This is a genomic window from Nocardia sp. NRRL S-836 (assembly GCF_001279525.1).
Taxonomy (GTDB): domain Bacteria; phylum Actinomycetota; class Actinomycetes; order Mycobacteriales; family Pseudonocardiaceae; genus Lentzea.
This window is the reverse complement of the sequence record NZ_LGDY01000091.1, coordinates 20,574-44,419: the sequence shown is the minus strand read 5'-3', so window position 1 is coordinate 44,419 and position 23,846 is coordinate 20,574. Positions and strand designations below refer to the sequence as shown.

General features: G+C 71.8%; 18 protein-coding genes. 10 read left to right on the top strand and 8 right to left on the bottom strand.

The features are described 5' to 3' along the window. Positions 1 to 248: 248 nt before the first annotated feature. The 4 genes from ADL03_RS11060 to ADL03_RS11050 are packed head-to-tail and all read right to left on the bottom strand — an operon-like array spanning position 249 to position 2,746. Positions 249 to 665 carry an SLATT domain-containing protein gene (locus ADL03_RS11060; RefSeq protein ID WP_053733290.1) on the bottom strand — a complete coding sequence of 139 codons (417 nt, stop codon included), beginning with the start codon at positions 663 to 665 and terminating at the stop codon, positions 249 to 251. Further along, a complete protein-coding gene (locus ADL03_RS11055) occupies positions 662 to 1,864 on the bottom strand; it encodes a DUF4231 domain-containing protein (protein WP_053733932.1) in 1,203 nt (400 codons plus the stop codon). Before ADL03_RS11055 ends, ADL03_RS11060 begins: the two co-directional genes overlap by 4 nt. Positions 1,865 to 1,907: 43 nt before the next feature. After that, positions 1,908 to 2,030: a hypothetical protein gene (locus ADL03_RS50170; RefSeq protein ID WP_255353351.1), complete on the bottom strand. Its 123-nt coding sequence runs from the start codon at positions 2,028 to 2,030 to the stop codon at positions 1,908 to 1,910. Then, a complete protein-coding gene (locus tag ADL03_RS11050; RefSeq protein ID WP_053733289.1) occupies positions 2,027 to 2,746 on the bottom strand; it encodes a haloacid dehalogenase-like hydrolase in 720 nt (239 codons plus the stop codon). Before ADL03_RS11050 ends, ADL03_RS50170 begins: the two co-directional genes overlap by 4 nt. Before the next feature lie 36 nt (positions 2,747 to 2,782). On the opposite strand from ADL03_RS11050, the gene ADL03_RS11045 reads away from it, so the two are divergent. The 4 genes from ADL03_RS11045 to ADL03_RS11030 all read left to right on the top strand — a co-directional run bounded on the left by ADL03_RS11045 (position 2,783) and on the right by ADL03_RS11030 (position 8,634). Next, complete coding sequence (locus tag ADL03_RS11045) at positions 2,783 to 4,168, top strand: SDR family NAD(P)-dependent oxidoreductase (RefSeq protein WP_053733288.1); 1,386 nt, start codon at positions 2,783 to 2,785, stop codon at positions 4,166 to 4,168. A gap of 94 nt (positions 4,169 to 4,262) precedes the next feature. Beyond that, positions 4,263 to 4,925, top strand: coding sequence for a Ku protein (locus ADL03_RS11040; protein ID WP_082373041.1), 663 nt, complete (start codon positions 4,263 to 4,265; stop codon positions 4,923 to 4,925). Between the two features lie 93 nt (positions 4,926 to 5,018). Continuing rightward, a complete protein-coding gene (locus ADL03_RS11035; protein WP_053733286.1) occupies positions 5,019 to 7,892 on the top strand; it encodes a bifunctional RecB family nuclease/DEAD/DEAH box helicase in 2,874 nt (957 codons plus the stop codon). Positions 7,893 to 8,025: 133 nt separating this feature from the next. Further along, a complete protein-coding gene (locus tag ADL03_RS11030) occupies positions 8,026 to 8,634 on the top strand; it encodes an LPXTG cell wall anchor domain-containing protein (protein ID WP_197288254.1) in 609 nt (202 codons plus the stop codon). 56 nt (positions 8,635 to 8,690) lie between these two features. On the opposite strand, the gene ADL03_RS11025 is transcribed toward ADL03_RS11030, so the two are convergent. Both ADL03_RS11025 and ADL03_RS11020 read right to left on the bottom strand, forming a co-directional pair. Beyond that, entirely contained in the window at positions 8,691 to 9,437 is a 747-nt protein-coding gene (locus tag ADL03_RS11025; RefSeq protein WP_053733284.1) for a PIG-L family deacetylase, read from the bottom strand. 1,270 nt (positions 9,438 to 10,707) lie between these two features. Next, on the bottom strand, positions 10,708 to 12,498 hold the full coding sequence (locus ADL03_RS11020; protein WP_197288253.1) for a S8 family serine peptidase: 1,791 nt from the start codon (positions 12,496 to 12,498) through the stop codon (positions 10,708 to 10,710). A 183-nt stretch (positions 12,499 to 12,681) separates the two neighbouring features. Here ADL03_RS11020 and ADL03_RS11015 point away from each other — a divergent pair, with 183 nt between their 5' ends. After that, positions 12,682 to 13,608: a LuxR C-terminal-related transcriptional regulator gene (locus ADL03_RS11015; protein ID WP_197288252.1), complete on the top strand. Its 927-nt coding sequence runs from the start codon at positions 12,682 to 12,684 to the stop codon at positions 13,606 to 13,608. Between the two features lie 57 nt (positions 13,609 to 13,665). Continuing rightward, positions 13,666 to 14,175, top strand: a complete 510-nt coding sequence (locus ADL03_RS11010) for a hypothetical protein (RefSeq protein WP_053733282.1) — start codon at positions 13,666 to 13,668, stop codon at positions 14,173 to 14,175. A 51-nt stretch (positions 14,176 to 14,226) separates the two neighbouring features. Here ADL03_RS11010 and ADL03_RS11005 read toward each other — a convergent pair whose 3' ends face one another. Further along, positions 14,227 to 16,104 carry a S41 family peptidase gene (locus ADL03_RS11005; protein WP_053733281.1) on the bottom strand — a complete coding sequence of 626 codons (1,878 nt, stop codon included), beginning with the start codon at positions 16,102 to 16,104 and terminating at the stop codon, positions 14,227 to 14,229. 118 nt (positions 16,105 to 16,222) lie between these two features. On the opposite strand from ADL03_RS11005, the gene ADL03_RS11000 reads away from it, so the two are divergent. Both ADL03_RS11000 and ADL03_RS10995 read left to right on the top strand, forming a co-directional pair. Next, positions 16,223 to 18,619 carry a hypothetical protein gene (locus tag ADL03_RS11000; protein WP_053733280.1) on the top strand — a complete coding sequence of 799 codons (2,397 nt, stop codon included), beginning with the start codon at positions 16,223 to 16,225 and terminating at the stop codon, positions 18,617 to 18,619. 13 nt (positions 18,620 to 18,632) lie between these two features. After that, positions 18,633 to 19,268 (top strand): superoxide dismutase family protein, encoded by a 636-nt coding sequence (locus tag ADL03_RS10995; protein ID WP_063798533.1) that lies wholly within the window; start codon positions 18,633 to 18,635, stop codon positions 19,266 to 19,268. A 42-nt stretch (positions 19,269 to 19,310) separates the two neighbouring features. On the opposite strand, the gene ADL03_RS10990 is transcribed toward ADL03_RS10995, so the two are convergent. Next, the gene (locus tag ADL03_RS10990; RefSeq protein WP_053733278.1) at positions 19,311 to 20,366 is read right to left on the bottom strand and encodes a helix-turn-helix domain-containing protein; all 1,056 of its coding nucleotides are present in this window, start codon (positions 20,364 to 20,366) and stop codon (positions 19,311 to 19,313) included. 143 nt (positions 20,367 to 20,509) lie between these two features. On the opposite strand from ADL03_RS10990, the gene ADL03_RS10985 reads away from it, so the two are divergent. After that, positions 20,510 to 23,173, top strand: a complete 2,664-nt coding sequence (locus ADL03_RS10985) for a type 2 lanthipeptide synthetase LanM family protein (RefSeq protein ID WP_053733277.1) — start codon at positions 20,510 to 20,512, stop codon at positions 23,171 to 23,173. After that, complete coding sequence (locus ADL03_RS10980; RefSeq protein WP_053733276.1) at positions 23,170 to 23,358, top strand: hypothetical protein; 189 nt, start codon at positions 23,170 to 23,172, stop codon at positions 23,356 to 23,358. Before ADL03_RS10985 ends, ADL03_RS10980 begins: the two co-directional genes overlap by 4 nt. Positions 23,359 to 23,846 lie beyond the last annotated feature (488 nt).

Below are 23,846 nucleotides of genomic sequence, written 5' to 3'. Positions count from 1 at the left end.
GCCTTGCTGTTCTGGATCGTGCTGTGCTCCTTTTCCAGAGCCTTGGCCTCGGCAAACGTGCCGGTGTCAGGCTCGGCCAAAGGGGTACGCGCCCAAGTCATGTCGTGCCTGCTTCCGCATCGGGGGATGAGGTCATCATGACAACGGGATCACGAAAACACCAGACCAGCGCTTTCCGTGACCGACCCCCCACAGAGCGTACCAAGTCAGAAAACGCTTTCCCGGCCCGTTTTTGATCTATTGCGGAATCAGCGCCCGTACCTGAGCACGGACTCCACTTCGGTCACGAATGCGACCAGGCGCTCGTCGTCGACGTCCTCGGGGGTGGGGCCGTCCACCGCGAGCCGTTGCAGCGCGACGGAGGTGATGGCGTTCTCCCGCGCCAGCCTGCGGAAGCCGAACGTCGCCTCGAACGCGGCGACCGCGGTGGCAAGTGCCGCAAGGGTTGTGGCCGTGAAGCCCCACAGCGCGCGGCGCGGTCCGTCCGCCATTCCCACGGCCGCGGCCGCCGCCGCGGCGATGTAGAGGGCGGCGGCGATCGCGACCGTCCACGTGCGAGCGCCGGAGTACCGCCTGCGGCCGCGTTCGAAGTGGTCGAGCCGGTCGGAGAAGCGGTGCCGGAGGTAGGCCTCGACGAACTGGGCCTGCCGCTGCTGGTCGGTCATGTCCGCACCACCTCGTGCTTGCGGTCGCTGACCGCGGCTTCCAGGTCGGCCACCCGGTCCCCGCGTTCCTCCTCCGTCGCCGGCGCCGGGGCGGCCAGGTGGGCGAAGTAGAGGGCGCGGAGCCGTTCCGCGCGGGCCCTGGCGGTGAGGTACCTGTCCAGCGACTCGCGCTTGCGCGCCACGATCGTGATCGCCGCGGCGAACGCGCCGCCCGTGACGACCAGCACACCGGGCCACGGCGTGTCGTCCAGCCAGGTCTGCAGCGCGGCGAACACCGTGGTGGTGAGCCCGCCGGCGATCGCGAGCACGGCGAGCAGCCGGTAGCGGTTCTGCTCGACGCCGGCCTGCGCGTCGAGCTCGTGGAACGCCGGGGCCACCACCTGGTTCGCGTCGTGGATGGCGTCGGCGAGCAGCGGGTAGGCGACCACGAAGCCGGGGTCGACCAGCGGCCGCGGCTGCGGCGCGCGGTACCGCACCTTCGGCCAGATCGACGGCGGCCGGACGGGCTTCTCCTTGCCCAGCAACCGTTCCAGCGCGGTGACGACCTTGCCGGGGCCCTCGTCGGCGTGGACGACGAGGACCTTGCCGCTGCGCACCAGCACGGCCAGGTCGCCGGTCAGGTCACCGGTCGCGATCCGGTCGGCGAGCCCGCCGGTGCCCGCGATCACCAGCAGCGGGTGGTCGCCGCTGAGGTGGTCGACGACCTCCGCGTCGTTCTCGCCGCCGATGACGAGCGCGACGGTGGCTTTCTTGCCGCGGATGGCGTCCACCGCGCGGAACCGCACCGGTGTCGCGTCCGTCCACTCCGAACCGGGGACGACGACGGCGACGCTGTGGTTGGGTTCCAGCGCGACCTGGCCATTGGTGGAGGTTTCGGTGCGGTCGTGCACCCTGCCGGATGGCGCCACGCCGACCACGACGGGCCAGCGCTGCTCACAGGCCTGCAGCGCCATCCCCAGCAGGTGGACGACGCCGCGGTCGGTGCCTTCGGTGACGAACACCGCATCGGTGCGCGCCGCCGTCACCACGACGGATCTGAGGACCGGCAACAACTTCGCGGCGAGGTCGGTCTCGACGTCCTCGGTGGAGCCGAACACGGAGATCACGGCGCGGCCTCGGGGCACGCCGAGGGAGCGGGGCCGGATGTCGGCGTCCGGCTGGGACAGCCGTGTGACCGTCGGGCCGCCTGCGTTGGGCATGCCGCGCACCCTAACGCCGGGCTCGACCGCGGACCAGGGCTGTTCAGAGGTCCTCGTCGAGAGGGACCTCACGCTCCTCGTCGAGCGCGGGCGTCTCGGCCGGCTCCTGCGGCGCCACTTCCTGCTGCTGCTCTGCGACGTCGGCGTCGGGAACTTCGGGGTTCATGCCGTGCGGGTTCCCCGGTCGCGGCCGGGCCACACGTGCCCGCGCAACTCGGCTAGGTCACCCAGGCCGTCGAGGACGACGGTGGCCCCCGCGGCCCTGAGCTGCGCGGCGGTGCTGCGCCCGGTGGCCACGGCGACCAGCCGCACGCCCGCGACCAGCGCGGCACGCACGTCGTGCGGGGTGTCGCCGATCAGCACGACCTCGTCGTCGGCGAACCGGCGGACGTGCCGGGCCCGGTCGCGGGCGAAGGTGACCAGCTCGGCGCGGTCGGCGTGGTCGTCTCCGTAGGCGCTGACCTCCCAGTCGACCAGGTGCGCGAGCCCGAACTCCTCCAGCTTGATCCGCGCGACGCTGGCGAGGTTGGCCGTCAGCACCCCCTGGTGCACCCGCGGGTCGGCGGCGAAGGCCTCCAGGGCCTCCCTGGCGCCCGGCAGCACCTCGCCGTGCCCGGTCAGCTCACCGCGGCGGCTCTCGAAGCACCCGGCCAGCGCGGTCGCGAGCCGCTGCGACGCCTCCGCGGTGTGCTCGACGCCCTGCTCGCGCAGGCACTCGGCGATGATGTCCAGCTCGGTGCGTCCGCCCAGGTCGACGGCACCGACGAGCTCCCGCCCGAACGCCGTGCGGAACGCCTCGCGGTACATCAGCCCGCCGAAGCCGCGCGCCGAGATCAGCGTGTTGTCGACGTCCCACAGCACGAGCACCTCGGGACCCGTCACCGGACCGCCACCCCCAACCCCGTAAAATGCCTGATCATGACCTCGATCGACCCCGCAGAGCTGGAAGTCTGCCTGCGCGTGCTGGCACAGGTCGAGGACCTGCCCGCAGAACACGAGGACGCGGTGCGCGTCCGGCTGGCCACCGCGAAGATCTTCAAGGCCGCGAAGAGGTTCCGCAAATCCGAGCGCAGGGCCGCCATCACCGCCAACGACCGCGCGGTGACGTCGCTCACCGCCACGGGCTCGCCGGACCGCATCGACGACGAGACCCAGGGCCTCCCGCTCGTCTCCACGGCCCCCGGCGCCACCGCCGGCACGCTGCTGCGGGCCCGCTCCTGCTACACGTGCCGCAAGCGGTTCGTCGAGGTCGACGCCTTCTACCACCAGCTCTGCCCGGAGTGCGCGGCGTTCAACCACGGCAAGCGCGACGCCAGGACGGACCTCACCGGCCGCCGCGCGCTGCTCACCGGTGGCCGCGCGAAGATCGGCATGTACATCGCGCTGCGACTGCTGCGTGACGGCGCCCACACCACGATCACCACCCGGTTCCCCAAGGACGCCGCGCGCCGGTTCGCGCAGATGCCGGACGCCGACGACTGGATCGACCGGCTGCGCATCGTCGGCATCGACCTGCGCGACCCGGCCCAGGTGCTGGGGCTCGCCGACTCCGTGGCCGACCAGGGCCCGCTCGACATCCTGATCAACAACGCCGCGCAGACCGTGCGCCGCTCCCCCGGTGCCTACGCGCCGCTGGCCGCGGCCGAGCACGAGGCGCTGACCGGCGACGCGCGCCGCCCCGAGCTGATCACGTTCGGCGGGCACGGACAGCTCGCGCTGCCCGGCACCGCGGTCCCCGAGGCGCACTCGGTGACCACGCTCGCGTTGATGGCGGGCGGCAAGGAGATCGACGCCGGTGGCCTGGTGCCCGACACGGCGGCGACGAACTCGTGGATCCAGAACGTCGACGAGGTCGACCCGGTGGAGCTGCTGGAGGTGCAGCTGTGCAACTCCACGGCGCCGTTCCTGCTGATCTCCCGGCTGCGCGCGTCGATGGCGAAGTCGTCGTACCGGCGCAAGTACGTCGTGAACGTGTCCGCGATGGAGGGCCAGTTCTCCCGCGTCTACAAGGGTTCCGGCCACCCGCACACGAACATGGCCAAGGCCGCGCTGAACATGTTGACGCGCACCAGCGCCGAGGAGATGCTGCAGACCGACGGCATCCTGATGACCGCCGTCGACACCGGGTGGATCACCGACGAACGCCCGCACCCGATGAAGACGCGGCTGGCCGACGAGGGCTTCCACGCCCCGCTCGACCTGGTGGACGGCGCCGCCCGCGTGTACGACCCGATCGTGCGCGGCGAGGCCGGCGAGGACCTGTACGGGTGTTTCCTGAAGGACTACGCGCCCTCCCCGTGGTGACGCACGTGTCCGAGGTACCCGTCGGACGCACCCGAACGAGCCCTTTCGTCACGCCTTGGGTGAACACTGACTGGGTTTGACGTAACCATTTGTCATGAGAACTGTGTGGCGGGGAGCACTCCGGTTCGGCATGACGACGATGACGGTGCGGCTGGTGTCCGCGGCGTCCGAACACCGCGGCAGGGTGCACCTGGTGCACCGCGAGGACAGCGGCCGCGTGCGGCACCAGCAGGTGTGCGGCGAGTGCTCGCTGCACCTCACCCCGGACGACATCGGCCGGGGCTACGAGCTCGACGACGGCCGGATCGTGCAGATCGACCCGGCCTCGCTGCCCGCGCCGGAGGAGGGGGTCATCGACGTCCAGCAGTTCGCGCCGGTCACCGACGTCGACCCGATCTCGTTGCACCGCAGCTACTACGTCGACCCGGACGAGGTGTCGGTGCGCTCGTACGTGCTGCTGCGCGAGACCCTGGAACGCACCAGGACCGCGGCGATCGTGAAGTTCGGGCTGCGCGGCAAGGACACGCTCGCGGCGATCCGGCAGCAGCAGAGCGTGCTCGTGCTGCACACGCTGCTGTGGCCGGACGAGGTGCGCGAGCCGCACTTCGCGTTCCTGCACCGCGACACCGAGGTGCGCACCGGGGAGCTGGCGGCCGCCGCGGCGCTCGTGCGGGCGCAGACCCGGCCGTTCCGGCCGCACGACTACCCGAACTCCGGCCACGAGGCGTTGCTGCGCCTGGTGGAGGCGAACGCCTAGCCCGCGGGCCGGCGACCCGCGTATCGGGGATGAACGCGGGTCGCCCGCCCGCGTCCACGGGGCGGCGGCGGTGAACGTCTAGCATCGGCGGTCATGCTCGTCAGCCCGTCCGACCTCGTCGACCTGCTCGAGTGCGAGCACCGCAGCCACCTGGCGCGCAGCACGCGGCAGGACGCCCGGCAGGAGGAGCTGCACGACGCGGCCACGCGCACCGCGGCCGACCTGCGGGCGGGCCTCGACGTCGTGGCGAACCCCGTCTTCCTCGACGGCGACTTCCACTGCTCGGTGTCGATGCTGGTGCGCACGGACACCGGCTACGAGCCGTGCGAGGAAGCGCGGGAGGCCACTCCCCTGGCCGTGCTGAACCTGACCGCGGCGGCTCTGGCGTTGGGTGCCGAGCGCGCGCACCTGCTCGTGGACGGGCAGCGGACGACGTTCCGGGTGGCCGACTTCGCGCCGTTGCTCGCCCGGCTGCGGGCCCGTGTCGCGAAGCCGGGACCGCCGCCGACGCGGTCGTGGGGTGAGGTGAGGGCGGCGTGCACGGGCTGCCGGTTCGCCCGGCACTGCGCCTCCGGGCGGGAGGAGGCCCGTGACCTGTCGCTCGTGGCCGGGTTGCGGGCCGACCAGCGGCGGAAGCTGGTTTCAGTCGGAATTGACACGATCGACGCGCTTGCGGCGACCGAGGAACGGCCTGCCACCCTGTCCCCCGCGAGCTTCACCGCGCTGGCCGCGCAGGCCCGGTTGCAGGTGCAGCAGGAACGCACCGGTGTCGTCACCTACGAGGTCGTCGCGCCCGAGGCGTTGCAGAACCTGCCCGAGCCCGCCGAGGACGACGTGTTCCTGGGGGTCGACGGCGACACGTTCCGCACGCCGGGCTGGGAGGGCACGTTCGCGGAGTTCGTCGACCGCACGCCGGCCGGGCGGGTCTACCACTTCACGCCGCACGACCTCGCGGGCCGGGCGGCCCGCACCGCCACCCGCGAGTCCGAGGTGGACGAGCTGCTGCGGCGGTGCGTCGACCTGGGTGCGTTGACCCGCAGGGTGTTGCGGGTGTCCACACGGGAGTACACGCTGCCCGCGCTGGCACCGCTGCTGCCGGACGACAACCCGACCCGCGGCGTGCGGGACCTGCTGGAGAAGGTGAAGCGCGAGCACGGCGTGGAGACCGCCGCCCGCGACGAGGAGCTGGACGAGGCGGCACGGGAGAAGGCGGCGGAGCGGGCGCGGCGGATGGCGGCGCTGACCGAGCCGTTGATCGCGGAGGGCCACACGCTGTTCGCGGCGACCGTCGGCTACCACCGGCGGGAGTCGAGCCCGGCGTGGGGCGACTTCTTCCGGCAGGCCGCGGCGCCGATCTCGGACCTGGAGACCGACTCGAACTGCGCGGTGCCGATCACGCTGCGGGCGGACGCCTGGGTGCCGCCGAGCGGGCGGACGCGGACGTCGAAACGGCAGGTGCACGCGCGGATCGACCCGGAGCGGCCGCACCCGTTCGGTGCCGGCGAGCAGGTCCGGCTGCTCTACCCCGGCAACGTCACGCGCAACGCCGTGGTGGCCGACGACAACCCGCACGAGCTGGTGCTGACCGAGAGCGTGCCGCAGGAGCACGCCGAGCTGCCCCTCGCGGTGCTGCCCGGCAGCCCGGTGCCCGCGAAACCGAAGGACGAGGCCGTCGCGGAGCTCGCGCAGCAGGCCGTGGAGCTGCTGCCCTTGCTGCCGCGCAACCCCGGCATCGACCTGCTGCTGCGCACACCGCCCGCGCAGCCGTTGCCGCGGCACGAGGACACGGTGCAGGCGGTGATCAAGGCGGTCGACCAGCTCGACGGCGGCACGCTGGCCGTGCAGGGGCCGCCCGGCGCCGGCAAGACGTACCTCGCGACGAAGCTCGTCGCGCACCTGGTCGGGCAGGGCAGGACGGTCGCCGTGACGTCGACGTCGCACAAGGCCGTGGAGAACGTGCTGCGGTCGTGCTCGGGTGACGTGCCGATGGCCAAGCGGCCCAAGGGGAAGCCCGAGGAGGGTGTGCCGTGGGACCAGCCGAAGGACAACGGCGCGCTGGCCCGCTGGCGCGAGGAGCACCCGGCCGGGCACCTGGTCGGCGGCACGGCGTGGACGTTCTCCAACGCGGTGATCAAGGCGCAGCCGTTCGACGTGATGATCATCGACGAGGCCGGCCAGTTCGCGCTGGCCGACGCGGTGGCGGTGGCGACGGCCGCGCGCAACCTCGTGCTGCTCGGTGACCCGCAGCAGCTGCCGCAGGTCGTGCAGGGGGTGCACCCGCCGGGTTCCGACGCGTCGGCGCTGGGTCACCTGCTCGGCTCCTCGGACGTGATCCCCGCCCACCTGGGCTACTTCCTCGCCCAGACCCGGCGCATGCACCCCGAGGTGTGCCGGCCGGTGTCCGAGCTGTCCTACTCCGGGCTGCTCCAGTCGCACCCGGTCGCGGCGGGGCGGTGGATCGACGGCATCGAACCCGGCATCTACCTGCGCGAGGTCGACCACCGGCACAACATCACCTCGTCGACCGAGGAGGCCGACGCCGTGGTGGACACCGTGCGGTCGCTCGTCGGTCGCACGTGGACGGACAACGGCGAGACGCGCGAGCTGACCGATGCGGACGTCCTGGTCGTGGCGCCGTACAACCTGCAGGTCCGGGTGATCCGGCGGCGGCTGGCCGATGCGGGGTTCGACGAAACGCGGGTGGGCACCGTGGACCGGTTCCAGGGCCAGGAGGCACCCGCGGTGGTGATGTCGATGACGTCGTCGTCCACCGTGGACCTGCCGCGCGGCCTGGACTTCCTGCTCTCGCGCAACAGGTTGAACGTGGCGCTGTCCCGCGCCCAGGCGGTGGCCGTGATGATCTGCTCGCCGCGCCTGCTGGACGCGGACGTGCGCGGGGTGGAGCAGATGCGGCTGGTGGCGGGTCTCATCGCCCTAGCGCAAAACATGAGGATTTGTTCGTGGTGACACCTTAGCGTTGTCGGACGGTGACCTTTCGAGCGCTCTCGGTTGCTAGCGTGGCGCGGTTCACCCAGTCGGGTGATTAACGATCTTAATGCGCTAGATCCGCCACGCATTCACCAGAGCAGGAGAGTTTCCGTTGGCAAGAAGAGTTCTCGGCGCGTTCGCGGTGACCGCCACCGCAGCTCTGGCCTCACTGGCGCTGGCCACCCCCGCCTTCGCGCACACCGACAACGTGACGGCCAAGTGTGACGAGAAGGCTCAGAAGGCCGTTCTGACCGTCGGTCTCACCCAGTACGGCAGCAGCGCCGACAACACGCTGACGATCACGGTCGACGGCAAGGAGCAGCCGGCGATCGCGTTCCGCGGTGCGTTCGCGACGAAGACCTGGGAGTTCGACGCCACGGTCAAGCACGACTTCAAGGTGTCGATCAAGGCCTACGACGACCCCAAGGGCACGAACGGCTGGAGCAAGACGTACGACCGCTCCACCACGGCGTGCGTCAAGTACGTGCCGCCGACCACGACGACCACCGTGTCGCCGACGACGACCACCACGGCTCCGGAGGCGCCCTCGTCCTCCCTGGCGCCGTCGTCCACCCCGCCCGCCCCGGCCCCCGGTGGCAGCACCCCGGAACCGCCGCTCGCCGCGACCGGCGCGTCCCCGCTGTGGCTGCTGCTGTCCGGTGTCGGCCTCGTCGGTGCCGGTGCCGCCGCACTGCTGGTCGTCCGTCGCCGCCGCGCGTGACGTCCTGACCTGCCCGAAGGGGCGGCTCGCTTGCGCGGGCCGCCCCTTTGCGCGTGCTAGAGGGCCAGTTCGGTCTCCGGTCCGTGCCCCTCGCGGATGAAGCACTCGGTGCCGAACGCGTGCGCGAACATCTCGTCGTCCAGCGACAGGAAGAACGACTCCTCGGGAATCTGCGAGGCGTGTGCGCGCATCGCGGCCCGCTTCACGTCCAGGTACTTCGACACGTCGACCTCGGTCGTGATCTCCGACTCCGGCACGGCCCCGTCCATCGGCGGCGGCTCCTCGATCCCCGACCGCCGCATCGCCTCCCGGAACCGCGACTCGCGCACCACCGCCTGGTAGACAGCCGGCGTACCGGCGATCTCCGCGGCCCGCCTGCCCACCCGGTGCACCTGGATGTGGTCGGGGTGCCCGTACCCGCCGAAGCTGTCGTAGATCGTCAGCGCGTCCGCGCCCTCCTCCTGGAGAACCGCCGCGAGCTTCCGCGCCGCCTCCTCAACGTCCGCGGTCCAGAACGACCCGGGCCGCCCGTTGAGCTCGTCCCCCATCATCCCGGAGTCCAGGTACCCCAGGAACTCCACCCGCGCGACCCCCAGCAGGTCCGCTGCCGCGTGCGTCTCCTCCACACGGCGCTCCCAGAGCTCCTCGCCCTCGCGCAGGAAGTCGGGGACCTCGCCGCACTCACCCCTGGTGGCGACGACGAGCACCACCCGATGCCCCTCCTCGAACGCCTTGCGCATCACGCCACCCGTGACGATGCACTCGTCGTCGGGGTGGGCGTGGAAGGTGACCAGTGTTGCCATGGGGACGACGTTACCTGTGGGGGTGGGGGTGTCCGTTTGGCTGTTGCCCTGGGTCTGTCGCCTTGGCACCGGGGTTGAGTTGGGTCCGTGGTGCGTCGCCTTGGGTGCGTGGTTGGTCAGGCAGGGACGACGTTCGGGGTTCATCGCCGCTTCGCGACGATTGGTCAGGCAGGGACGACGTTCGGGGTTCATCGCCGCTTCGCGACGATCGCGATTGGGGCTTGACTTCGAGCCTCTAACGGGGCGATGAGTCGGCCTTAAAAGCCGGGCATAAAGGAGCCCGGCCGATCCCTACCAGGATATCGCCCCGCCCTCAAAGTCAAGCCCCAATCGCAGGTCAAAGGGGCTGTCACCGCTACCCGTCAAGGGAAGGCAGACACGTCTCGCTTCGCTCGATAGGCGTGAACTGCCTGAGGTGAGGGAGGGTCGTCTCGCTTCGCTCGACGGGTGTGACGACCCGTGTCTGGTTGATGCGGTTCGGTACCTGGCAAGGCGAGGTCCACGACGCGATGTCCCAGCTGCCAGCGGTCTACCTACTGCTGCGTTGTCTCGCGGAATTGTCAGACCCCGCGAGTACGTTGGGTCGCGGGGGAGCTGAAATTCAAGGGGACCCCTGCGCAAGCATGCGCAGCGTCACCGTGGCGGGTGCACCGGTCCAGCCAACCCGTTCCACCCGCGTGCGGGCCTGGCAACAACGTCGCCACTGGCGAACGAGCCCTATGAGGCCCGATACATCCCCGAGAAGTCCACGCGGCTGACGCCGCCGCGGGGCGTCCGAGGCCCGACAACGCCCGCTCCCCCAGGCAACCTCGCGTCACCGATGCCGTCCTGGCGTTCGCGAGCCCCACCACGCCCGCCCCGCCCGAAACAGCACCACTGTGGGGTGCCAGGCCCGACGACGACCGCTCCACCCCCGGTAAGCCCCGCAACGCGCACCGCTACGGGGTGCCAGGCCCGACCACGCCCGCTCCACCCCCGAAAAGCCCACGCAACGGCACCACCGTGGGTGCCTGGGCCCGACCAGCTCCACATCCCCCGGCGAACCCGCCCAACAGCGGCACCGTGGAATGCCCGACGACGCCGCTCCACCCCCGGCAAGCTGACCCAGCAGCACCCCCAACAGGTGCGCCCCCAGCCGTCCACCCCGCCTCCGCCTCACCCACGAGTCCAAAACGCCGCCCAAGGCCCCCGACCGTGCGAACGCGTGAAAGGGCGGCGCCTCCACCGGGGTTCCGGGTGGGAGGCGCCGCCCCTCGGCGAACGCGTGGAGCTATCGCAGGGTCAGGTTCCAGGCGTTGATGTACCCGGTGTCACCGGAGTACACGTCCTGGACCCGCAGCTTCCACGTGCCCGCCGCGACCTCGGACGAGGCGTTGACCGTGTAGGTCGCCACCACGTTGTCGGCGCTGTCCGAAGTGGACGAGTTCTTCAGGCGGTAGGCGGTGCCGTCCGGGGCGATCAGGTCGATGACCAGGTCGCCGCGGTAGGTGTGGACGATGTCCACGCCCACCTTCGTCGTCGCGGAGGCGTTGCCGGTCAGCGACGAGGTGATCGAGGAGGTGACGGCGCTGCCGGAGTCCGGGATGGCGACGTCGGTGGTGTTCTCCAGGCCGCCGGACGGGGGCGTGGAGTCGAGGGCGTTCACGGTCTTGGTGGCGTCGGCGAGGCCTGCGCCGCAGCCGCCGGAGCAGGTGCCGGGCAGGGGGCGGACGTTGGTCTTGATCAGGTCCTTGACCTGGGCCGGGGTCAGGGACGGCTTCTTCGCCACCAGGAGGGCGGCGAGGCCCGCGATGTGCGGGGCGGCCATCGAGGTGCCCTGGTACGGCTTGTAGGTCTCGGTGCTGGGGACGGTGGCGCCGGTGTTCAGGGTCGACCAGATGCCGTTCTCCGGCGTGGTGATGGTGCCCGGGGTGTCGGTGCCGCGGCGGGTTTCGCCGCCGGGGGCCGCCACGTCGATGCGGGTGCCGTAGTTCGAGTAGAACGCCTTGTTGCCCTCGCGGGAGGTGGCGGCGACGGTGATGACGCCGGTGCAGTTCGCGGGGGTGAAGTTGGCGACGTTCATGTTCGAGTTGCCGGCCGCGACCACGACGGTGGTGCCGCGGTTGATGGCGCCGGTGATGGCGTTCTGGTACGTCGTCGAGCAGGACGACTGGCCGCCCAGCGACATGTTGATCACCTTGGCGGGCGTCGCGTTCGCGGGGACGCCGGAGACCGTGCCGCCGGAGGCCCAGGTGATGGCGTCGGCGATGTCGGAGGTGGCGCCGCCGCACTTGGCGAGCACGCGCAACGGCTGGATCTTCGCGTCGTAGGCGATGCCCGCGACGCCCTTGCCGTTGTTGGTGGCGGCGGCGATGGTGCCGGCGACGTGCGTGCCGTGCCAGGACGAGGCCTGGTCGGCGGCGGGCACGGGGTTGCCGTTGGCGTCCGTGCCGCACTCGCCGCGGGCGACCCAGTCGCCCTCGTCGGCCGGGTTCGAGTCGCGGCCGTTGTTGTCACGGGCGCGGGCCGAGTCGGACACGAAGTCGTAGCCCGCGACGACCTTGCCCGACAGGTCGCTGTGCGCGACGTAGCCGGTGTCGATGACGGCCACGGTGACGCCCGCGCCGGTGCTGCTGGCCCACGCGCCGGGCACGTTCATGCCCGCGGTGGCCTCGAACAGGTCCCACTGGCGGGAGTACTCGGTGTCGTTCGGGTCGGCGAACGGCTGCATCAGCAGGTCCGGCTCGACGAACGCCACGTCGGGGTCGTTCTTGAACGCCTGGATGGCCGCGTCGGCGTTCGCGGTCTTCTCGCCGAGGTTCACGACGACGGCGCCGCTGGACATGCGGCGGTGCACGGACTTGCCCTTGCCGCGCACGTCGTCGGAGGCAGCGGCGTCGGACGAGGCTTCTGCGGTGCCCGCCTTGTAGCCGACGATCAGTCGCTCGAAGGGGCGGTTCACCTGGGACGAGTCCGGCTGGGACTGGATCTGGGCGGGAGCCGCCCAGGCAGGGGTGACGATGCTGAACACGGCGGCGGAAACTGCCGCGGCGCACACGCTCGTGCGTCGCAATCCGTTCACGTGAGGTCCTTCCACGCAGGGCCTCCGCGTGCCGTTGAGGGCGTCAGGGTTCTGAACCGGCTGCGGAGGTGGGGAGGACCGTAAGTCCGGTCACACCTGCGAAAACAGGTCTGGCGGAGTCAGGTTTCCGACACTGGCGTGTTCACGACAGGTCCGTTGCGCTGAATGGCGCACAATGTGGCCGTGTTCGGACACCTGGGCGTCGCGCCGGAGCTGACCGCCGTTTACGAGCTCCTGGTAGCGGGTGGCAGCCGCACGACCGCCGAGGTCGGCGCCGCGCCGGAGGTGCTGGACCGGCTGCTGGAGCTCGGGCTGGTCCGCCACCTGCCCGGCGACGTGTGGCAGGCGGTCGCACCCGACCTCGCCGTCGAGTCGCTGATCGCCGCACGGGAGGAGGCCCACCGCAGGGCCCGCGCGGACGTCGGGCCGCTGATGGAGCTCTACCTGCGCAACCGCGACGAGGAACAGGCCGACAGCGCGTTCGTCGAGGTCGTCTCCGGCATCTCCGCGGTCCGCGACCTGTGGCGCACGCTGCTGGGCAGTGCCCGCGACGAGGTGTGCGTGCTCGACCAGCCGCCGTACCTCTCGCCGCAGGAGGAGCACGTCGAGCTGGAGGACTCCACCCGCAGGCGCGACGTGCAGTGGCGGGTCGTCTACGACCGGTCGGCCGTCGACCTGCCCGGACGCGTCACCGAGATCATCGAGCTGGTGGCGGCGGGCGAACGGGCCCGCGTCACGCCCACCCTGCCGTTCAAGCTCGCGGTGGTCGACGCGCACGCGGCGGTGCTGCCGGTGGCGGACGGCGAGGTGATCGACCGGGTGCTGCTGATCCGGCCGTCGCCGCTGCTGGACGTGCTGCGGTCGACGTTCGAGCTGTACTGGGACAAGGGGATCCCGTTCAGCCCCGGCGGGATCTACGCGGCGGCCGCCGACGTCGACCCGAACCTGCTGGGGTTGCTGGCGGCGGGGCTGACCGACGAGTCGATCGCGCGGCAGCTGGGGCTGGCGCCGCGGACCGTGCAGCGGCGGGTGCGGCAGCTGATGGACCGCTGTGGCGCGCAGACCCGGTTCCAGGCCGGGGTGCAGGCAATGCGCCGAGGTTGGTTGTAGAGGCAACCCCGCGGCCGTCCCGTTCCGTCCTCCGCACGACGGATCAGGAGAGACGACATGGTGCGCAAAGCTTTGCTCACGCTGGCGGTGCTGGCGCTGGCCTCGTGCGGACACCCCGCCGAGCAGCTCGGAACACGGCCGACGACCGGCACGACCGCCCCGGTGAACGACCCCGCCGTGCTGGCAGCCGCCGACAAGGTCGTTCCCGTGCTGGAACAGCGGTTCGCCGACTTCTACGCGGGCGTCCGGGTTCGTGACGAGGTGCCGGACCTGGTGGTCTACCGCAAGCCGAACCCGCACCTCGACGCCGAGGTCACCCGGCTCGCACCGGGGGCGCGGATCGAGTTCCGCGACGCCAGGTACTACCTCGCGCAGATGAAGGACGCGCTCCCGTGCGCGATGGGCGTCCCGACGGTCGTCGTGGCGGGTCCCGCCGTCGACGGTTCCGGCGTCGGCGTCACCACGACGGGCGACCCGGAGACGGTCGCGCGCGAGCTGGAGGACCGTTGTCCCGCAATGGAGTTCACGGTGGAGAAGGGCGCGCAGCCGGTTCCCGCCGCCGGGTGACGACCGGGGCGGGCGCTTCCGGTCGTGGCGTCACCGGAAGCGCCCGCTCGATCAGCTGGTGACCTTGCGCGCGGCCACCAGCAGTCCGTCCGCGAAGCCCTCGACGCGCACCTCGGTGCCGGACGTGGCCAGCGCGACGGTGTGCGCGCCGTCGGCCACGTCGAGCGAGGTCGCCGGGCGGCCGTCGACGTAGACGTCCACCCGGTCGAGGTTCACGGTGTCCAGTGCGACGGTCGTGCCGTCGACCGCCACCCCGAGGCGGCGCACGGGCTGCTCGGCCAGCAGCTCGCCCGCGCGGTTGAGCAGGTCCACGTTGCCCCGCAACAGGTCCGCGCGCGTCACGCGGTGCTGGTGCGTCGGCCGCACGCCCAGGTCCTCCACCGGTGTGCCGGCGAGCTTGCCGACGCGCAGGGTGCGGCGGATCGAGACGCGCATGTTCGCCTTGTTGGGCAACGGCTGGTAGGGCGTCTCGGGGTCGCCGGGTGCGGGGATCCGCAGCAGCGTCGAGAGCAGCCCGTGCGTCCACACGTTCGCGCCGCCCGCGCCGGTGTTGTCGTCCACGCCGAGGATCGGGCCCAGCGCGTGGTCGGCCCAGCCGGCGGCGAAGATGTCGGTCGCGGAGTAGCAGCGGGCGTCGGTGATCAGCAGGACCGGCCCGTGGTAGGTCTGGCCCACGGAGTTCGCGCCGTCGACCGGTGTGATCGTGTGGGCGCAGGAGAACGCCTGGCCGGTCTCGGTCGAGGAGTCCAGCGACGGGAACCACGGGCCGAGGTTGATCTGCCCCGTCGGGTCTTCCGCGTGGCGGCGGCAGATGCGCAGGTTCAGCGGCGTGCTGAGGAACTGCACGGGTTCGGGCTCGACGCGGCGCGGCGTCATCGTCTGCAGCACGAACTCCGCGGCGAAGATGTGCCCGCCGCCGTTGTCGCGCACGTCGACGATCAACCCGTTCTGCGGCAACAGGGCCGCGAGCCGGATGAACTCCTTCAGGAACGCGTCCGGGTCGTCCACGCTGAACGTGAAGATCCGCAGGTGCCCGAACGTGCCGGACGGCGTGGTCACCGGGCGGGCGCGGAACACGCCGGGCATGGTCGTCGGCACGTCCTGCGCGCTCATCGCGACGGCACCGCCCACGGCCTCGGCGGTCACGACCTCGGGGGCGTGCAACAGCTTCTTGGCGCGCGCCTTCTCGTCCGAGTCGAGGTCGACGCCCTGAGCAGCGGCGGCCGGCGAGAGCGAGTCGACGTCGGTCATCGGCGGGAGGTTGTCGGTGACCTGCCAGTCGACCTTGACGTTCTCGCTCGTGCCGTCGGCGGCGAGGTGGGTGACGACCACCCAGTCCTCGTCGGGCGGGAGCTGGATCACCAAGGGGCGCAACGTGAGCGACTCCAGGCCGCGCGCGAGGTTCGCGGCGGTGTTGCTGCCGGCGAAGACGGCGCCGTTCAACGCGACCGCGCGGGCGATCGGGGTGCCGTTCCAGTGCGTCACCTCGGCACCGACGTCCAGGCCGGTGAACCCGGCGACCGTGCGCGCGACGAGGTACTGCTCGGTGCCGTCGGCGGTGAAGCAGCGCTCCAGCTGGAACGGCAGGAAGGCGATCTTGCCGGCGAACGGTGCCGGCAGCAGGTAGTTGGTGTGCAGGTCGCGCACCGAGTGGAAGGTGCTCGACAGCTCGTGGTGGAACTGCCACTCGGGCTCGGCGGTGGCGTCGGTCTGCCGTTCGAGTCTGGCTCTGAACACTCTGAGGCGCTGCACGGGGTTCACCGCGTGCATCGCCACCTTGAGCGGCAGGTGCGCGTAGTTCTGCTCCAGCAGGACGAGCGCCTGGTCCACGATGAGCTTGCGCTGAGCGAGCGTGAGGGTGCCCGCGGTGGCGAGGAACTCGGCCAGGCCGACGGAGTTCGCGACGTTCGGGTGAGCGGTTGCGGTCATGGTGGGGCCTCCTTGCCAAGTAGAGGCGTCCCGGGGCGTTCGGATACACCCCTTTCACCCGGATGGCCGCTAACCGGAGCAGCGTCGCGGACGACAACTGGAGTAAGAGGAGGCCACCATGAGTCCACGGACCCTGGAGCTGCGCATCCACGGGGTCAACAACACGCCGCCGCCGGCTGTGCTGGCGCTTCCCGAGCACGCCGTCGAGCAGTTCCGCGGCGACCGCTTCGGCAGCTTCTGGCGCCCCAAGGCGGACAAGCTCGCCGAACTGCCCGCCGACCACGCCGGGCAGGTGCCCGCGGACGTGCGGCGCGAGGCGTACTCGTGGGGCGGCATGGCGCGCAGCACGCCCGGTGTGCCGGGCAGCGGCGTGCCGTCGGTGCTCGCGAACGCGCTGGGCCGCGTCGGCTGGGCGTTGCTGCTGCCGTTCGGGCTCGCGAACGTCGCCTACTGGTCGCGCAGGCTGCCCGACGACTCGGTGCCGACGACGAAGAAGATGCTGTGGTGGAACGCCGGGCGCGGCGCGGCCAGCACGCGGTTGTTCGGGCTGGGACTCACGGTGCTGCTGGTGCTCGCGGTGTGCGCGGCCGCCATCGACCTCTACGCGGTGCAGTGCTCGCTGCCCGGCGCCGCGTGCCGGCGGCTGCCGGACTTCCTCGACGTGCTCGACGACCCCGCGCGGCACGTGCGGGTGCTCGCGGCGTCCGCGGTGCCGGTGCTGCTGCTCGTCGGGCTGATGGCGCTGACGTCGTTGTCGCGCAGCAGGTACGAGATGACGACGATGCGGCGCGCACCGGTGCGCAGGCCGGGGGTGATGCTCAGCAGGGCCTCGATGTGGGAGGGCAGCCCGCGGATCCGGCGGCTGACCCGGCTGCACCTCGCGGCCGGGTGCGCGGTCGTGACGCTGGTGACGAGCGTGGAACAGCTGGGACGGCACGTCTTCTTCGACGTGGTCACCGTGCTGGCGGCGGTGCTGCTGGCGCTCGTGGTCGGCAGGACCGTGGTGACGGCGGCGGACTGCCCGGACGTGCCCTCGACGGAGAAGGGCGGCCTGTGGTCGTGGCTGCTCGTCGTCTGCGCGGCGGTCGTGCTGGTGGCACACGGTTTCGGGCTCTACTGGATCGCTCCGGAGTTCTCCGGGCCGATGTGGCTGACGACGTGGGGCCCGCCGGTGGTCGTGGTGGCGCTGCTCGGGTCGGTGCTGGCGGCGTGGTCGTGGCGGCGCAACGACGCCAAGGGCCCGCTGGTGCTGCTCGTGCTGTTCGTCGCGTTCATGGTGGCCACGCACTGGTCCTCGTGGGCGTGGACCGGCGCGGCGGTGGTCGGGGCGGCGTTCGCGTGGCGGGCACGGCCGCGGGCAGGTGACCGGTGGCAGGCGTGGCGTGGCGCGGGACCCGGTGTGCTGCTGGGGTTGTCGCTGACGGCGTCGGTGCTGCTGGCGACGGTGCTGGTGCTGACGTTCCGCGGCTGGATCGGCACCGGGCTGCGGGTGCCGCCGTTCTACCCGTGGTTCAGCGCGGCGTTCGCGGTCGCGCTGGTGCCGCTGGTGCTGCTCGTCCTGGTGCAGGCCGTGGTGCTGGTGCTGCGCCTGCGCACACCGCTGCCGCTCGACGACGCGGCCGAGGTGCTCGTGGTGCGGGCCCGGCACGTGGTCGCGGTCACCCACCGGGCCGAGAACGTCGTCGGCGCGCTGTCCGCTCTCGGCGTGCTGGCGCTGGTGCTGACCTGCTACCTCACCTTCGGCGCACCGGCGTGGAGCGGTTGGTGGGGCGTGCGGTGGGTGGTCGGGAAGGGCGACTGGGTCACCGGCCTGGCCGGGGTCGCGGTGGTCGGGTCGTTCGTAGGCGCGGGCGTGCTGACCAACCGCAGGCCGCTCGGGCTGCTGTGGGACCTGATGTGCTTCCTGCCGCGCACGGCGCACCCCTTCGCACCGCCCTGCTACGCCGAGCGCGCGGTCCCCGAGATCGCCGACCGCACCCGCGAGTTCCTCGACGGGTCGCCGGACAACCGGGTGGTGCTGTCCGCGCACAGCCTGGGCGCGGTGCTCGCGGTGGCGGCGCTGTACGCGTTGCCGGAGGGGTACCTGGGCCGGGTCCGGCTGCTGACGTACGGCGTGCAGCTGCGGCCGTACTTCGGGCGGATCTTCCCCGAGCTGCTCGGGCCGCCGGTGCTGGGCACGCCGGAGGTGCGCGCGGGAGCGATGTTCGCGCGCGACCCGTGGGCACGTGATCCCGGCGCACTGCCCGAACGCGGCCTGTCCACGTTGCTGGGCGCCAACTGGATCAACCTGTGGCGGCGCACCGACTACCTGGGGTTCCCGGTGCACGGCTGGGCGGCGAACGCCGTCGACCGCAGGGCGAACGAGACCGACGGCTCACCGGACAAGATCGAGACGCATTCCGACTACCACCGCTGCGCCGCCTACCGGCAGGCGTTCGCCGACCTCGTCGCGACCGAGCGGGACCGGTCACCCGGAAGTGGAGTTGCGGGGGGTGGGAACCTGGAACACAGCTGACCTGAGGAGAATCATGCGCACGACTGTGGCGGCCCTGCTGGGCGCCGTTCTGCTGACCGGTGGACTCGCCGCCTGCTCCGGCGGCACCGACGCCGTCCCGGGCCTGTCCGGTTCGGCCTCCCAGACCCCGACCTCGCAGAGCCCTACCTCGCAGGCCCCGTCCGTGCGGCCGGTGGCGGAGGCGGTGGCCGCGGAACCGGCGGCCACCGGTGACCAGCCGAAGGCGATCACCTACGACGTCAAGCGGATCCCGCCGGGCGCCAAGCTCTCCACCGGCTCGTCCGTCTCGAATGGACAGACGACCGTCGAGCTGAGGGTGACCGGGCTGCTGCCGGACACGAAGTACGGCTCGCACGTGCACACCAAGCCGTGCGGTGCCAAGCCGGCCGACTCCGGGCCGCACTACCAGCACGAGAAGGACCCGGTGTCGCCGAGCGTGGACCCCGAGTTCGCCAACGCGCAGAACGAGATCTGGCTCGACTTCACCACCGACGCGCAGGGTGCCGGCTCCGGCACGGCGACGGTGAAGTGGGAGTTCCGCAAGGGCGAGGCGAACGCGGTCGTGATCCACGCCACACACACCAGCACCGAGCACGGCAAGGCGGGCACGGCCGGTGACCGCCTCGCGTGCCTTACGGCCCAGTTCTGACCCGCGTCTGCGAGCGCCGCCGCTCGCAGACGCCGCCGGCCGTCAGCAGGGCCAGGTCAGGGCCACACCTCCCGCGAGCTGTGGCCCCGACACCGGTTCCAGCACGGCCGCGCGCACGAGGTTGAGCACCTCGTACCGGGGTCCCGTGCGGCGGACCAGGCCGCGCACGCTCAGCGCGTGCACGGCGTCCTCGCTCTCCCAGCCGATCCGGTCGACCATCCGCGCGAGCACCGCACGCTCGTCCGGGTCCAATGTGGACAGTGAGCGGCGCAGCGAGTCGCGCAGGTGGGCCGAGGTCGGGTCGAGCGGGTTGGAGCGCAGCCGTTCCAGCAGGTGCTGCGGCGAGTACACCATGAACCAGCCCGCGGCGAACTCCAGTGCCGAGGGCAGGCCGTCCAGCTCGTGCACCAGCCCGATCAGCGCGGCGTGGTTGGCGGGCTCCGGCCGGAAACCGGGCCGCACCCGGCGCACGTGCGTCACCAGCAGCTGCACCGCGGCGTCGTCGGCCAGCGGCGCCAGCGGGAACACGTGCTCGCCCGGCAGCCCGGTGGGTGCGAGTGCCGTGACGACGATCCGCAGCCGCGGGTGCAGCTCCAGCAGCCGCGGGTCGGGCACGTGGTCGGTCACGAGCAGGGTGTCCGCGCCGGCGTCGATCGACGGCATGCGCGCGGACGGCAGCCACAGCACCGACCAGCCCAGCCGGAAGTGCAGCTCCCCCGCGACCTCCAGCGCCAGCCGGGTCTTGCCCACGCCGCTCACGCCGGTCACCGCGACCAGGCGGGTGCCCTCGACGAGCAGGTCCGTGAGCGCGGCCGCCTCCACCTCGCGGCCGACGATCGCCGACGACGGCGCGGGCGGCGCCACCGACACCTTGCGCGCCGGGCGCCCGCCGGCCTGCTGGAGGTCTGCCCGGCTGCTGTCGTCCAGCCGCAGGCCGTCGGCGAGCAGGCGCACCGTCTCGGCGCGCGGCGACCGGGTGCGGCCGCATTCCAGGTCGCGGATGGCCCGCACGCTCAGCATCGCGAAGTCGGCCAGCTGCTGCTGGGTGAGGCCGGCGTGGATGCGGTGCGTGCGCAGTAGTTCCCCAAACTCCTTCATGGTCCGTTCCTCCCTCTCCCGAGTGAGTTTCAGACCTCGCGCGCCTCGGAACATGGGTGCCGGTCCCCCATTTTCTCGTCGCGGGCGAATCTGGGTACTCGGCCCCCATGTGCGCTCCACCCGCACGTGCGAGGTTCAGCCTCGTGACCCCTGCAGCGGCGGAGTTCCTGGAGCGCGCCACGGCCGCCCCCCGCTCCGGTGCACCTTCCGACGACAGCTGGACCGCCGCGTTCGCCCACGCCCTGCGGCCGCTGGTCGACGCGGCGCGCACGGAGGTGGCACCGCCGTTCGACGCCGCGTTCGCCGAGCAGCTGGGCCTGCGGCTGGTGCAGATCGCGGCCCGCACGCTCGTGCTGGAGCTCAACCAGGCCCGCGGCACGCTGGCCGGTGACACACCGCGGGAGCGGTTCCTGTCCTTCACCCGCACGCTGGACCTCACCTCGCTGTTCGGCCGCTACCCGGTGCTGGCGCGGATGCTCGCGCAGGCGTGCGAACAGGCGGTCGCGGCGCACCACGAGCTGTCGGCGCGGTTCACCCGTGACCGCGCGGAGATCGTGCGGACGGTGTTCGGCGGGGCCGACCCGGGAACGTTGACGGGGATCGAGACCGGGCAGGGCGACCCGCACCAGCAGGGGCGGACGGTGGCGGTGCTGACGTTCTCCTCCGGCACCCGGCTGGTCTACCGGCCGCGGCCGATCGAGCTGCACGCGCACTTCGTCACGCAGGTGGCGTGGTTCTCGCGCCGGACGGGCATCGGCTTCCGGTCGCCGCGGCTGCTGGCGCGCGAGGGGTACGGGTGGCTGGAGCACGTCGCGCACGAGCCGTGCGCGGACGTGGCCGGGGTCGCCGAGTTCTACCGGCGGCTCGGGGCGTTGCTCGCGCTGCTCTACGCCGTCGACGGCACGGACATGCACTACGAGAACCTCATCGCGTGCGGGGACCAGCCGGTGCTCGTGGACGTGGAGACGCTGTTCCACCCGACGCTGACCGCCGCGGCCGACCCGGCGGCGCTGGCGATGGCCCGGTCGGTGCAGCGGACCGCGCTGCTGCCGCACATCCTGCTCGGCGACAACGGCGTCCTCGACGTCGGCGGCGTCGGCGGCGACCGGGGTGTGCCGTCGCCGCTGGACGTCGTGGACTGGCTCGACGCCGGAACGGACCGGATGCGGCTCGTGCGGCGCCCCCGTGAGTCCCCAGGAGCCCTGAACCGGCCGGTCCTGGGTGAGGTGGCCGCGGAACCCGCCGACTACCAGGACTCGCTCCTGGCGGGCTTCCGGGCGGGTTACGACGCGATCGTGGCGCACCGCGACGAGCTGCTGCGGCTGGTGCGGGAGTGCTCCGGCGACGAGGTGCGGTTCGTGGCCCGGCCGACGCGCCTGTACGGGACGTTGCTGGAGGAGTCGACGCACCCGACGGTGCTGCGCGACCCGCTGGACCGCGACGTGGCGTTCGGCGTGCTGGTGGTCGGCGACCCGTTGCTGGACGCGCTGGTGCCGCACGAGGTCATGGAACTCTGGCGCGGTGACGTGCCGTTGTTCGTGTGCAAGCCCGGCTCGCGCGACCTGTGGACCGGGTCCGGGCTCCGGCTGCCGGGGATGCTGCCGGAGCCCGGGCTGCACGCCGTGGAACGCAAGATCGCCGCGCTGAGCGAGGTCGACCGGCACGACCAGCAGTGGGTGATCTCGGCCTCGCTGGCCTGCCGCCCGCGCCCGGTGTCGCACCACAGCGGCGCCGTCGTCACCGGTCACGTCGCGCTGGTCGACCCGGACCCCGCGCGGCTGCTGCTGGCGGCGTGCGGGATCGCCGACCAGATCCTCGCGCACGCGGCGACCGGCCAGGACCGGGTGAACTGGCTGGGCCTGGAGCTCGTCGACGACCGGCACTGGACCGTGCTGCCGATGGGCGCCGGCTTGTCCAACGGCTACACCGGTGTGGCGCTGTTCCTGGCGGAGCTGGGCGCGCTGACCGGTGCCGCGCGGTACGTGGACTTCGCCTCGGCCGCACTGCGCCCGTTGCCCGCGTTGCTGGAGTCGTTCGCCGCGTCCCCGGAACTGGTGTCGGCCGTCGGCGGCGGACTGCACGGCCTGGGCGGCATCTGCTACGGCCTCTCCCGCCTGGTGCCGTTGCTCGGCCTGGAGCCCTCGCTGCTCTCGTTGGCGGTGTCGCTGATGCCGCTGACCGACACCTCCTCCACCGTCGTGGACGGCGTCGCCGGCTCGCTCGCGGCCATGCTCGCGGTCGGCACACCCGAGTCACTCGTGCTCGCGGACCACTACGCGACCGTCCTACGTGGCGCGATTTGCTCAGCCAATGGGTTCGCCCGTGGCCATGCGGGAATCGGATGGGCTCTGCGGCGTTACGCGGCAACGGTCTGCGACGAGTTATCAGATGTGGCAGGACGGGCTTTTCTGGAAAGCGACGCGATCGACCCCACCGACACGGGCTGGTGCTCCGGCCTCGCCGGAGCAGCACTGGCCCGTGACGACGAACGCCTGGTCGCCGCACTCGGCGAACGGGAACCGTTGCGGGACATGAGCCTGTGCCACGGTGAGCTCGGCGTGGTCGAGGCACTGGCCACGCACCACCCGAGCCTCGCGACACGGCGCACCGCGCTGCTGCTGGGCCGCCTGGACGAAGAGGGACCCCGCTGCGCCACACCGGGCGGGGTCCCCTCACCGGGACTGCTGACCGGCCTCGCCGGCATCGGTCACGGCCTGCTGCGCCAGGGCTTCCCGGTGCCCTCCGTCCTGCTGCTCGAACCGCACCACCCGACCAGATCGAACGACAACGAGGAGAGCACCAGATGAACGAGTCCCTGCACCGCCCGGCCGACCAGCCCACACCGGTCGAGCACGTGATCGGGGAGATGGAACTCACGCCCAGGTCGTTCGCGGGCGCGAGAGCCCGTGCGCTGTCCGGTGTGACGCTCGCCGTGGGTGCGTTCGCCGCGATCACGCCGGCGCTGTCGGACACGACGGTCAGCATGCGGTGAGAGGGTAGGTGTGCTGCGAGGGTCGGGTGGGATATCCGGCCCTCGTGGCGTTTCCGGGGTTGGGGTGGTCCGTGGGTCTGTCGCCTCTGGTGCGGGGTCGGGTTGGCCCGTTTGCGTGTCGCCTTGGCACCGTGGGTGGACGGGCACGTGCGCGATCGCCTCACAGCGTGGTTGATCAGGCAGGGACGACGTTCGGGGTTCATCGCCGCTTCGCGACGATCGCGATTGGCCTCTAGCGGGGCGATGAGTCGGCCTTAAAAAGCCGGGCATAAGGGAGCCCGGCCGATCCCTACCAGGATATCGCCCCGCCCTCAAAGTCAAGCCCCAACCGCAAGACCACGGGCTAGTCACCGCTGCCCGTCGAGGGAACGTAGAAACGCCTCGCTTCGCTCGATATCGCCGTGCTTGCCTGGGATCGGCCTGATGCGCCTTTCGTTGATCCACTCGGACCATCCGGCCGTGTGCGGAATTCGCCGTCTCACTTGGCT

What these genes read in the sequence shown, in the direction of transcription:
- ADL03_RS11060 (WP_053733290.1), bottom strand. Translation starts at nt 665, where the DNA reads ATGACCGACCAGCAGCGGCAGGCCCAGTTCGTCGAGGCCTACCTCCGG.
- ADL03_RS11055 (WP_053733932.1), bottom strand. Translation starts at nt 1,864, where the DNA reads ATGCCCAACGCAGGCGGCCCGACGGTCACACGGCTGTCCCAGCCGGAC.
- ADL03_RS50170 (WP_255353351.1), bottom strand. Translation starts at nt 2,030, where the DNA reads ATGAACCCCGAAGTTCCCGACGCCGACGTCGCAGAGCAGCAGCAGGAA.
- ADL03_RS11045 (WP_053733288.1), top strand. Translation starts at nt 2,783, where the DNA reads ATGACCTCGATCGACCCCGCAGAGCTGGAAGTCTGCCTGCGCGTGCTG.
- ADL03_RS11040 (WP_082373041.1), top strand. Translation starts at nt 4,263, where the DNA reads ATGAGAACTGTGTGGCGGGGAGCACTCCGGTTCGGCATGACGACGATG.
- ADL03_RS11035 (WP_053733286.1), top strand. Translation starts at nt 5,019, where the DNA reads ATGCTCGTCAGCCCGTCCGACCTCGTCGACCTGCTCGAGTGCGAGCAC.
- ADL03_RS11025 (WP_053733284.1), bottom strand. Translation starts at nt 9,437, where the DNA reads ATGGCAACACTGGTCACCTTCCACGCCCACCCCGACGACGAGTGCATC.
- ADL03_RS11010 (WP_053733282.1), top strand. Translation starts at nt 13,666, where the DNA reads ATGGTGCGCAAAGCTTTGCTCACGCTGGCGGTGCTGGCGCTGGCCTCG.
- ADL03_RS11005 (WP_053733281.1), bottom strand. Translation starts at nt 16,104, where the DNA reads ATGACCGCAACCGCTCACCCGAACGTCGCGAACTCCGTCGGCCTGGCC.
- ADL03_RS11000 (WP_053733280.1), top strand. Translation starts at nt 16,223, where the DNA reads ATGAGTCCACGGACCCTGGAGCTGCGCATCCACGGGGTCAACAACACG.
- ADL03_RS10995 (WP_063798533.1), top strand. Translation starts at nt 18,633, where the DNA reads ATGCGCACGACTGTGGCGGCCCTGCTGGGCGCCGTTCTGCTGACCGGT.
- ADL03_RS10990 (WP_053733278.1), bottom strand. Translation starts at nt 20,366, where the DNA reads ATGAAGGAGTTTGGGGAACTACTGCGCACGCACCGCATCCACGCCGGC.
- ADL03_RS10980 (WP_053733276.1), top strand. Translation starts at nt 23,170, where the DNA reads ATGAACGAGTCCCTGCACCGCCCGGCCGACCAGCCCACACCGGTCGAG.